An 8,996-nucleotide genomic window follows, 5' to 3' on the forward strand; every position below is an offset into this window, starting at 1 on the left:
CCCGCGACCCCGTCGTCGCGCCCCGAACCGATCATGGGCCACACTCCCCGGCCCGGGCCTGCCGCGCCACCCGTCCGGGGTCCACGACCGCGCGCGGCCGGCCCACCAGGTGCCCGCTCACAGCCGCCGCCGGTCCCCGGGCCGTCCCCGCTCCCGCACGACACCGCGCGTGCCCTGCCGGCCGCCGGACCTGGGCCGGGCGGCGGGTTCCACGTGGAACCCGCCGGCTCACTCGGGCAGGCTGAAGTCCCCGGTCTGCAGCTCTCCCACCCGCTGGTAGGCCGCCATGACCGCGCCCGTGGAGGTCACCTCCGACGACGCCAGCCGCCAGGTGCGTGCCGCGGCGCCCTCGGTGAAGAGACGCTTCCCGCGGCCCACGACGACCGGGAAGGTGATCACCCGGAGCTCGTCGACGAGGTCCTCGCGCAGCAGCGTCTGCACCAGCCCCGCCGAGCCGTGGACCTGCAGCTCGCCGCCGTCCTGCTCCTTCAGCGCCCGCACCGCCGTGGGCACGTCGCCCTCGAGCAGCCGCGCGGTGTCCCACTCCAGCGGCCCGGTGAGGGTGCGGGACGCCACGTGCTTGGTCTTGGTGTTGAGCGCGGTGCCGACCGGGTCCCCCTCCGTCGGCGCCTTCGGCCAGTGCGCGGCGAAGATCTCGTACGTCCCGCGGCCCAGCAGGAAGTCCTCCGCGGGGGCGAACCACGACTCCATCCGGGCGCCCATGGCCTCGTCGAAAAACGGGACGAGCCACCCGCCGTGGCCGAACCCGCCGGAGGTGTCCTCCTCCGGTCCGCCGGGTGCCTGCATGACCCCGTCGAGGGTCAGGAACGTGGTGACGACGAGCGGGCGCACGGGGCTCTCCTTCGCGCGGGGACTGGTGTCGCGGGGTAGACGGCCGCGCTTCCCCGAACTCATCGCCGCCGGCTCAGGGCAGCCGCCGCGCCCGCCGCCGCTGGGTGCTCTTGGCCCCGTACATCGCGCGGTCCGCCCGGGCGATGACGTCGTCGGCGGGCTCGCCCGAGCGCCCGATGGTCGCCCCGACGCTCACCCCGATCACCAGCGGCTCCTCCGGCCCCGGGAAGGGCGTGCCCAGCCGGGCGACCACGCGCCGCGCGAGGTCGGCCAGCGCCGCCTCGTTCGCCTCGCTGCTGAGGATCACGAACTCGTCGCCCCCGAAGCGCGCCACCACGTGGTCCGGCCCGGCCACCTCGACCAGCCGCGTGGCCGCCTCGGCGAGCAGGCGGTCGCCCACCCCGTGCCCGTACTCGTCGTTGACCGCCTTGAACTCGTCGAGGTCGCAGAAGAGCAGCCCGCACCCGCTGGTCTGCAGCCGCCGGGTGAGCTCGTCGAACAGCGCCCCGCGGTTGGCGACGCCGGTGAGCGGGTCGGTGCGGGTCTGCTCGTGCAGCCGGGCCTCCCGGGCCCGCTCCTCGGTGACGTCGAGGCCCACGCAGGCGACCGCGTAGGGCCGCCCGTCGTCCTCCAGCAGGACGGTGTTGCGCATGGTGATCCGCCGCAGCTCGCCGTGGGCGGCGACCCAGTCGGCCTCCAGCGGGTAGGCCTCGCCGCTCTGCATCGCCGACCGCAGGGCCTCCTCGGCGTGGGGGACGTCGGCGGGGAGCACCCACACGTCGACGAACCGCCGGCCGAGCAGCGCGTCGCGGTCCAGCCCGGTGAAGCGCTGCATGGCGGGGTTGGCGAGCACGACCCGGCCGTCCGCGTCGACGATGCACAGCAGCGCGTCCACCGCCTCCACGAAGGCGTGCGCGAGCCGGATGTCCGGAGCAGCGGGGCTCGGGCCGCACGGGGGGGCCGGGCCTTCCTGCGCGGACATGGGGGCACGCTCCTGGCACTCGTCGGACGGCTCGGTACCGCGCCCGGGGCGTGACCATACGGCGCGGGGTCCCCCTCGGAAACCGTTCCGGATCTGCCCCGCCACCCCGCGTTGCCTAACGTGGCCGGGGTACGGGGAGACCGAGGGCGAAGGAGTCCGCATGCTGTCCGACAGGTCCGCACCAGTGATCCAGGCCACGCTGCCGGTCGTCGCGGAGAACATCCAGGAGATCGCGCGGCGGTTCTACGAGCACCTGTTCGGGGAGCACCCCGAGCTGCTCGACGGCACGTTCAACCGCGGCAACCAGGCCGAGGGGACCCAGCAGGTGGCGCTCGCCGGCTCGGTCGCGGTGTTCGCCAGCGCGCTGGTCAACCACCCGGACCGGCTGCCCGAGCACCTGATGAACCGCATCGCGCACAAGCACGCCTCGCTGGGCATCACGCCGGCGCAGTACCAGGTGGTGCACGACAACCTGTTCTGGGCGATCGTCGACGTCCTCGGCGACGCGGTCACGCCCGAGGTGGCCGCCGCCTGGGACGAGGTCTACTGGCTGATGGCCAACGCGCTGATCAACCAGGAGCGCGGCCTCTACAGCGCCCGCGGCGTCCGGCCCGAGACGGTCTGGCGGGAGTGGGAGGTCACCGAGAAGACCCCCGAGACCGACGACGTCGTCACCTTCAAGGTCAAGCGGGTCGACGACCGGCTGGTGAAGACCTCGCTGCCCGGCCAGTACGTGACGGTGCGCCCGGTCATGCCCGACGGCGTCCGGCAGCCGCGGCAGTACAGCCTCACCCGCGCCGACGACGGCGAGCACCGCCAGTTCTCGGTCAAGCGGGTCCAGGGGAACGGCAAGCCCGACGGCGAGGTGTCGAACCTCCTGCACGACGCGGTGGGCGTGGGCGACCGGCTGGAGCTCTCGGTGCCCTTCGGCGACGTCGTCCTCGACGACTCCGGGCGCCCGGTGATCTTCGTCAGCGCCGGCATCGGCATCACCCCGATGGCCGGGATGCTCTCCCACCTGGCGCACGCCGGCTCGGGTCTGGACGTCCGGCTGTGGCACGCCGATGTGGACGAGTCGTCGTGGGCGCTGCGGCAGCAGGTCGTCGACGACGTGCAGAAGCTGCCCAACGCCTCGGTGCACGTCTGGTTCGAGCAGGGTGCCGACTGCTCGCTGCCGGTCGCGGGCGTGCACGCCGGTCAGATGGACCTCTCGCAGGTCGACCTGCCGTCGGGCGCCGTCTACTACCTCTGCGGCCCGCTGCCGTTCATGCAGGCGGTGCGCAGCACGCTCATCGACCGCGGCGTCCCGGCCAAGGACATCCAGTACGAGGTCTTCGGCCCCGACCTGTGGCAGGCCGACCTGGACTGAGCTGAGCTGAGCGCGACGGGGGCCGGGCGGCGCTCCGCCCGGCCCCCCCTGCTCAGCGCCCCGCCGCAGCCAGCGTCGGGTAGTCGGTGTAGCCCTCCGGGCCCGAGGTGTAGAAGGTCCGCGGGTCGGGGTCGTTCTCCGGGTGTTCCCCGGCCCACCGCTCGACCAGATCGGGGTTCGCGAGCACCGGCCGGCCCACGGCGACGGCCTCGGCGTGCGCGGCGTCGATCAGCCGCACGGCCTCCTGGCGGGTGGTGACCGTGCCGAAGCCGCTGTTGGCGATCAACGGCCCACCGAAGCGGCGGCGCAGCTCCTGCACCAGGTCACCGGCGGGCTCGGCGTGCAGCACGCTGAGGTAGGCCAGGCCCAGCGGCCGCAGCCCGTCCACCAGGGCGCCGTAGGTGGCCAGCACGTCGGCGCGGTCGGTCTCCAGGGCCCCCTGGATGTTGTGCTCCGGGGAGATGCGCAGGCTCACGCGCCCGGCGCCCACCTCCTCGGCGACGGCGGTCGCGAGCTCCAGCACGAACCTGGCCCGGTTCTCCGGGCTGCCGCCGTAGACGTCGTCCCGCCGGTTGGACGCCGGCGACAGGAACTCGTGCAGCAGGTAGCCGTTGGCGCCGTGCAGCTCCACGCCGTCCAGGCCGGCGTCCACGGCGCGGCGGGAGGCGGCGACGAAGTCGGCGATCGTCGCGCGCGCCTCCTGGGTGGTCAGCGCATGCGGGACGGGGAAGGGCTTCTTGACCCCGCCGCCGACGTGCACCTGGCCGTCGATCGCGATCGCGCTGGGGGCGACGACGCGCGTACCGGTCAGCTCGGGGTGCGAGACACGCCCGCCGTGCATGACCTGCATGACGATCAGGCCGCCGCGGGCGTGGACGGCGTCGGCCACCCGTCGCCAGCCGGCGGCCTGTTCGTCGGTGACGATGCCGGGCTGCCCGGCGAAGGCGCGGGACTCGTCGTTCGGGAAGGTCCCCTCCGTGATGATCAGGCCGACCCCGGCGCGCTGCTCGTAGTGCTCGACGACGACGTCGCGGGGGATCGCGGCGCGGCCGGAGCGCATGCGGGTGAGCGGGGCCATGACGACGCGGTTGGCGAGCTCGAGCTCGCCCAGCCGCACGGGGGAGAACAGGTCCATGTGCCGCGCAACCGGCGGGCGCGCGCACGTGATTCCGCGGTGCGTCGTTCGTCACCCCCTGCCGGACGCGCGCGGGTCAGCCGGCGGCGTTACGCTCCACCGACGCCAGGGCGGCGGTGAACGCCGGCCGGTCGGCCCCCGGCAGGTCCGCGAGCAGCCGGTCGAGGGTCGCCACGTGGTCGGTGACCGCCTCGTCGACCAGCGCCTTCCCCGCCGCGGTCAGCTCGACGACCCCGTAGCGGCCGTCCTCGGGGTCGGGCCGGCGGACGACGAGGCCGCGCTCCTCGAGCCGCTGCAGCCGGTTGGTCATGGCCGCGGGAGAGAGCACGAGGGCGCGGGCGAGGTCCCCCGGCGACAGGCGGTAGGGCGCCGACGACCGCCGCAGGGAGGCGAGCACGTCGAACTCACCCCGGTTGAGGCCGTGGCCGCCCAGCGTCGCCTCGATCGCCCGCGACGCCGCCACGTGCGCCCGCGTCAGACGGGCGAAGACCGCCATCGACGAGGGGTCGACGTCGGGCCGCTCCGCCCGCCACTGCGCCACCATCTGGTCCACCGCGTCGCCTGCTCCATCCCGCACACAAAGAGTTTGACATCGAAATGATGAGCGAGCATGCTTTCGACGTCGAAACGATCCGTCGTTTCCGACACCGACCGGCACGGGGGACGACTCCCTGGAGGACGAGATGGCATCACCCCTGACGCGGTGGTACGACGCCCTGGCCGCGGGCGACCTGGCCCGCGCCGCCGAGAACCTGACCGAGGACACCGTGCTGCACGTGCCCGGCCGCAGCACCAACACCGGCACCTACACCGGCCGCGACGCCGTCCTGGCGTTCGTCGGCCACGCGGCGGAGGTGACCGGCGGGACGCTGCGGCTCACCGTCCACCGCGTCCTCGACGACGGCGAGTGGGGCGTGGCCCTGGCCACCTACACCGCCACCCGACCCGACCGCGACCGACCGCTGGAGAACAACCTGGCCCACGTCGCCCGGCTGCGCGACGGGCGGATCGCGGAGTCCTGGCTGCACAGCCGCGACCAGTACGCCGTCGACGAGTTCTGGGGCGACCCGGTGGCGCAGGAGGTGGCGTCGTGAGCCGCACCGCGGAGCGCCGCCGGCTGACCTGGCCGGCCGGCGAGGCCGCCGCGCTGGTGCTGGACTGGTCGCGGGACGGCGAGTGGCGCGCGGCGGTGACCCGGATGGAGGTCGAGCCGCCGGGCCGGGCCCGCGTCGGTCAGCGGATCACGGAGTGGCTGCGGTTCGGCGGCCGCACCTTCATCACCCCGACCACGATCACCGCCGTGGAGGAGTGGTCGGCGTCCTTCGCCGGCGGCAACGCCCAGGTCGCGGTGGAGGGGCGGCGCACCGTCGTCCCCGAGCCGGACGGGGGCTGCACCGTCGTCCTGGAGGTCGACGTCCGGTTGACCGGCGTGCTCGCCCTGCTGAACCCGGTCCTGGCGCCGGGGTACCGCCGCCGGCTGGCGAGCGAGGCCGACGCGCTGGTGGCGATGCAGCCGGTGGCCGGGTGACGGCCTCGACCGCGCGGTACGGCCGCCATCCTCGCGCTGTGCGGCGAGGACGGCGGTCGCGCGGCGAGGACCGCCTACCCCGTCAGCCGGCGAGGACGGCGTCCCGCTGCGCGATCCCGGCCAGCCGTGCGTACCGGCCACCGAGCGCCAGGAGCTCCTCGTGGGTGCCCTGCTCGACGACCCGGCCGGCGTCGAGCACCACGATGCGGTCGGCGTCGCGCACGGTCGAGAGCCGGTGCGCGATCGTGATCGTCGTCCGGCCGCGCGCCGCCTCGTCGAGGGCGGCCTGCACGGCGCGCTCGGTCTCGTTGTCCAGCGCGCTGGTCGCCTCGTCGAGCACCAGCACCCGCGGGTCGCGGAGCAGCGTGCGGGCGATCGCCAGGCGCTGCTTCTCCCCGCCGGAGAAGCGGTGCCCGCGCGCCCCGACCACGGTGTCGTAGCCGTCGGGCAGCGCGGCGATGACGTGGTGCACCTGCGCGCGGAGGGCGGCGTCGACGATCTCGGCATCGGTGGCGTCGGGACGGGCGTGCAGCAGGTTCTCGCGCACGGTGCCGTGCAGGAGGTAGGTCTCCTGGGAGACGACGCCGACGACCTGGGCGAGGTCGGCCAGCCGCTGGTCGCGGATGTCGACGCCGTCGATCAGCACCCGCCCGGTGGTGGGGTCGTTGAGGCGGGCCACCAGCGAGGCGAGCGTGCTCTTGCCCGAACCGGTCTCGCCCACCAGTGCCAGGGTGGAGCCCGCGGGCACGGTGACGTCGACGTCGTCGAGCGCGGGGCGGACGCCGTCGGGGTAGCGGAAGCCGACGTGGTCGACACGCACCTCGCCGCGCACCGCCGCCGGGTCGACCGGCACGGGGGAGGCGGGGTCGTCGATGTCGACGGGCAGGTCGAGGTACTCGAACACCCGGCTGAACAGGGCCATCGAGGCGGTCAGCGAGACGCCGATGTCGAGCAGCTGCATGAGCGGGCGGAACAGCGCGCCCTGCAGGGTGGTGAAGGCGACCAGGGTGCCGATGGTCATGCCGCCCGACGTCGCCGGCAGGCCCGCGGCCAGGTAGATCAGCGCCGGGATGCCGGCGAAGACGACGCTCATCGTGGCCATCCGCCAGCGGCCGGCGAGCTGCGAGCGCACCTCGAGGTCGACCAGGAACTCCGAGGTGCCCGCGAAGCGCTGCGACTGCGCCGGCCCGGCGCCGAGGGTCTTGCCGAGCAGGACGCCGCTGACGCTCAGCCCCTCCTCCACCTGGGAGTGCAGGTCGGCCAGGTGCCGCTGCCGCTGGGCGGTGAGGGTGCGGCGCATGCGGGCGACCCGGCGGGTCAGCCAGACGGCCGGCGGCAGCACGATCAGCGAGAGCAGCGACAGCCGCCAGCTGAGCACCACCATGGCCGCGACGGTGCCGATGACGGTGGTCGCGCTGGAGGCGAAGGAGGTGGCGGTCGAGGTGACCACCGACTGCATGCTGCCGACGTCGTTCATCAGCCGCGACTGCACCTCGCCGCCCTTGGTGCGGGTGAAGAAGCCCAGCGACTGGCGCTGCAGATGGGTGAAGACCGCCGTCCGCAGACCGTGCATGACCCGCTGGCCGACGGTCGTGCTCATCCAGGTCTGGACGACCCCCAAGACCGCGGTCACCACGGTGACGGCGAGCATCCCGCCGACGGCCCACAGCAGCAGGGGCACGTCCTGGCCGGGGATCGCCTCGTCGATGACCAGGCGGATGAGGAACGGGGTGGCCAGCGCCACGGCCGAGGACGCCACGATCAGCACGACGACGACGGCGAGCTGCCAGCGGTACGGGCGGAACAGCGCGGCCACCCGGGTCCAGCGCACCGGCGACCGCTCGAGCTGCGCGAGGTCGGCCGGATCGGGCCTCCGTCCGGAGCCGCCACCACCGCCACCACCGCCGCCGCCGCGGCCACCGCCGCCGGTCATCATCTCGCTGATGTCGCCACCTCCGTTGCTGAGGTTACCTCACTGTCCGGCAACCGCCGCACCGCCGCTACGATTCCCCCGTGGCGGACGACGGGACCGGTGAGCTCGGCGACCTGCTGATGCGCGTCGCCCGCACCCAGCGCCGCCGCTGGCGGGACGCGCTCGCCCCCTGGGAACTCTCTCCCCACCAGGCGCGGGCGCTGCGGGTGGTCTGCGAACGCGACGGCGTGCGGCTCTCCGACCTCGCGGAGGCGCTGCACATCGCGCCCCGCTCGGCGACCGAGGTGGCCGACGGGCTCCAGGAGCGCGGGCTGGTCGAGCGGACGGCCGACCCGGGCGACCGGCGGGCGGTGCTGCTGCGCGCCACCGACGAGGGCCGGCGGGTGCGTGGGGAGGTGGGGCGGGCGCGCGCCGCCGACTCCGCGGAGCTGTTCGCCCGGCTCGGCCCCGAGGACCGCGCCGCGCTGGCCCGGATCCTGCGAACCCTCGCCGAGTGAGGGATCGACCGAATGGCGTGACGCGTCGATCCGGGGGCCCATTCCGCCCCGCCGGAAAGGCGCTGACCGAGGGGATCGGCGACAGCGCAGCGAGCGTCCCAGCAGGGCGTATCCCGCGTCACATCGACGAGGAATGGTGTGCCATCTCACCATTCCTCCGATTCGAGCGTGCGGCGGATCACTTCGGAATCGGTGAACGGAATGCGATGGCGCGCCGATACTCGAGGAGAGCGGCGCCGAGGGGCGCCGGAGCAGGAAAGAGGATCGACACAGCATGACGACGTCCATCGCCCGGCACGGCGACCGCACCGCCGACGCCCCTGCCGCGGCGCGCGCGGGGGAGCGCTTCGTCCGCTCGCTCGTCTCCGTCGGCGCCATCGTGGTCGACGCCATCGAGGCCACCCGAGGGATGACCTCGGCGCACACGGGCGCCGACCGGCGTGCCGTGCTCGACCGCTTCGCCGCCGACATCGCGCGGGACGGCAACCGCTCCGCCGCCTGAGCGCCCGTCCCACCGCGACGACGCCCGCGGGCCGGTCCCCTGAGGGGACCGGCCCGTTCCTGTCTCAGCTCAGCCTGAATCCACCGACGTTGAGTCGGTGATCGGTGTGGCAACGGGAAGAGGGTGCTTCTGAGCTGGACGATCACGGTTACCAGGCCAAGATCGTCGCAGGAATCAGGAGCACCCTCTTGGTGCGAG

The 8,996-nt window shown here is 74.1% G+C and carries 10 protein-coding genes; 5 read left to right on the forward strand and 5 right to left on the reverse strand.

All coding sequences use genetic code 11. The annotated features are described in order from the left end of the window. Positions 1 to 228: 228 nt before the first annotated feature. Together ACI79P_RS19920 and ACI79P_RS19925 are read right to left on the reverse strand one after the other, a co-directional pair. The gene (locus ACI79P_RS19920) at positions 229 to 852 is read right to left on the reverse strand and encodes a dihydrofolate reductase family protein (RefSeq protein ID WP_456582797.1); all 624 of its coding nucleotides are present in this window, start codon (positions 850 to 852) and stop codon (positions 229 to 231) included. Between the two features lie 73 nt (positions 853 to 925). Next, on the reverse strand, positions 926 to 1,834 hold the full coding sequence (locus ACI79P_RS19925) for a GGDEF domain-containing protein (RefSeq protein ID WP_456582798.1): 909 nt from the start codon (positions 1,832 to 1,834) through the stop codon (positions 926 to 928). 160 nt (positions 1,835 to 1,994) lie between these two features. Between ACI79P_RS19925 and ACI79P_RS19930 the strand changes: the two genes are divergently transcribed. Beyond that, positions 1,995 to 3,203 (forward strand): globin domain-containing protein, encoded by a 1,209-nt coding sequence (locus ACI79P_RS19930; protein WP_456582799.1) that lies wholly within the window; start codon positions 1,995 to 1,997, stop codon positions 3,201 to 3,203. A gap of 52 nt (positions 3,204 to 3,255) precedes the next feature. On the opposite strand, the gene ACI79P_RS19935 is transcribed toward ACI79P_RS19930, so the two are convergent. Beyond that, complete coding sequence (locus ACI79P_RS19935; protein ID WP_456582800.1) at positions 3,256 to 4,338, reverse strand: alkene reductase; 1,083 nt, start codon at positions 4,336 to 4,338, stop codon at positions 3,256 to 3,258. A gap of 76 nt (positions 4,339 to 4,414) precedes the next feature. After that, positions 4,415 to 4,915 carry a MarR family winged helix-turn-helix transcriptional regulator gene (locus ACI79P_RS19940; protein WP_456582801.1) on the reverse strand — a complete coding sequence of 167 codons (501 nt, stop codon included), beginning with the start codon at positions 4,913 to 4,915 and terminating at the stop codon, positions 4,415 to 4,417. Positions 4,916 to 5,021: 106 nt separating this feature from the next. Between ACI79P_RS19940 and ACI79P_RS19945 the strand changes: the two genes are divergently transcribed. Both ACI79P_RS19945 and ACI79P_RS19950 read left to right on the forward strand, forming a co-directional pair. Next, positions 5,022 to 5,432 (forward strand): nuclear transport factor 2 family protein, encoded by a 411-nt coding sequence (locus tag ACI79P_RS19945; RefSeq protein ID WP_456582802.1) that lies wholly within the window; start codon positions 5,022 to 5,024, stop codon positions 5,430 to 5,432. Next, positions 5,429 to 5,866, forward strand: a complete 438-nt coding sequence (locus ACI79P_RS19950) for an SRPBCC family protein (protein WP_456582803.1) — start codon at positions 5,429 to 5,431, stop codon at positions 5,864 to 5,866. The genes ACI79P_RS19945 and ACI79P_RS19950 overlap by 4 nt, the downstream gene beginning before the upstream one ends. 82 nt (positions 5,867 to 5,948) lie before the next feature. On the opposite strand, the gene ACI79P_RS19955 is transcribed toward ACI79P_RS19950, so the two are convergent. Continuing rightward, positions 5,949 to 7,802 carry an ABC transporter ATP-binding protein gene (locus ACI79P_RS19955; protein WP_456582804.1) on the reverse strand — a complete coding sequence of 618 codons (1,854 nt, stop codon included), beginning with the start codon at positions 7,800 to 7,802 and terminating at the stop codon, positions 5,949 to 5,951. A gap of 77 nt (positions 7,803 to 7,879) precedes the next feature. On the opposite strand from ACI79P_RS19955, the gene ACI79P_RS19960 reads away from it, so the two are divergent. Then, positions 7,880 to 8,296, forward strand: a complete 417-nt coding sequence (locus tag ACI79P_RS19960) for a MarR family winged helix-turn-helix transcriptional regulator (RefSeq protein ID WP_456582805.1) — start codon at positions 7,880 to 7,882, stop codon at positions 8,294 to 8,296. A 274-nt stretch (positions 8,297 to 8,570) separates the two neighbouring features. Continuing rightward, entirely contained in the window at positions 8,571 to 8,798 is a 228-nt protein-coding gene (locus ACI79P_RS19965) for a hypothetical protein (RefSeq protein WP_456582806.1), read from the forward strand. Positions 8,799 to 8,996: the final 198 nt, after the last annotated feature.

This window comes from Blastococcus sp. SYSU DS0510, assembly GCF_054050835.1.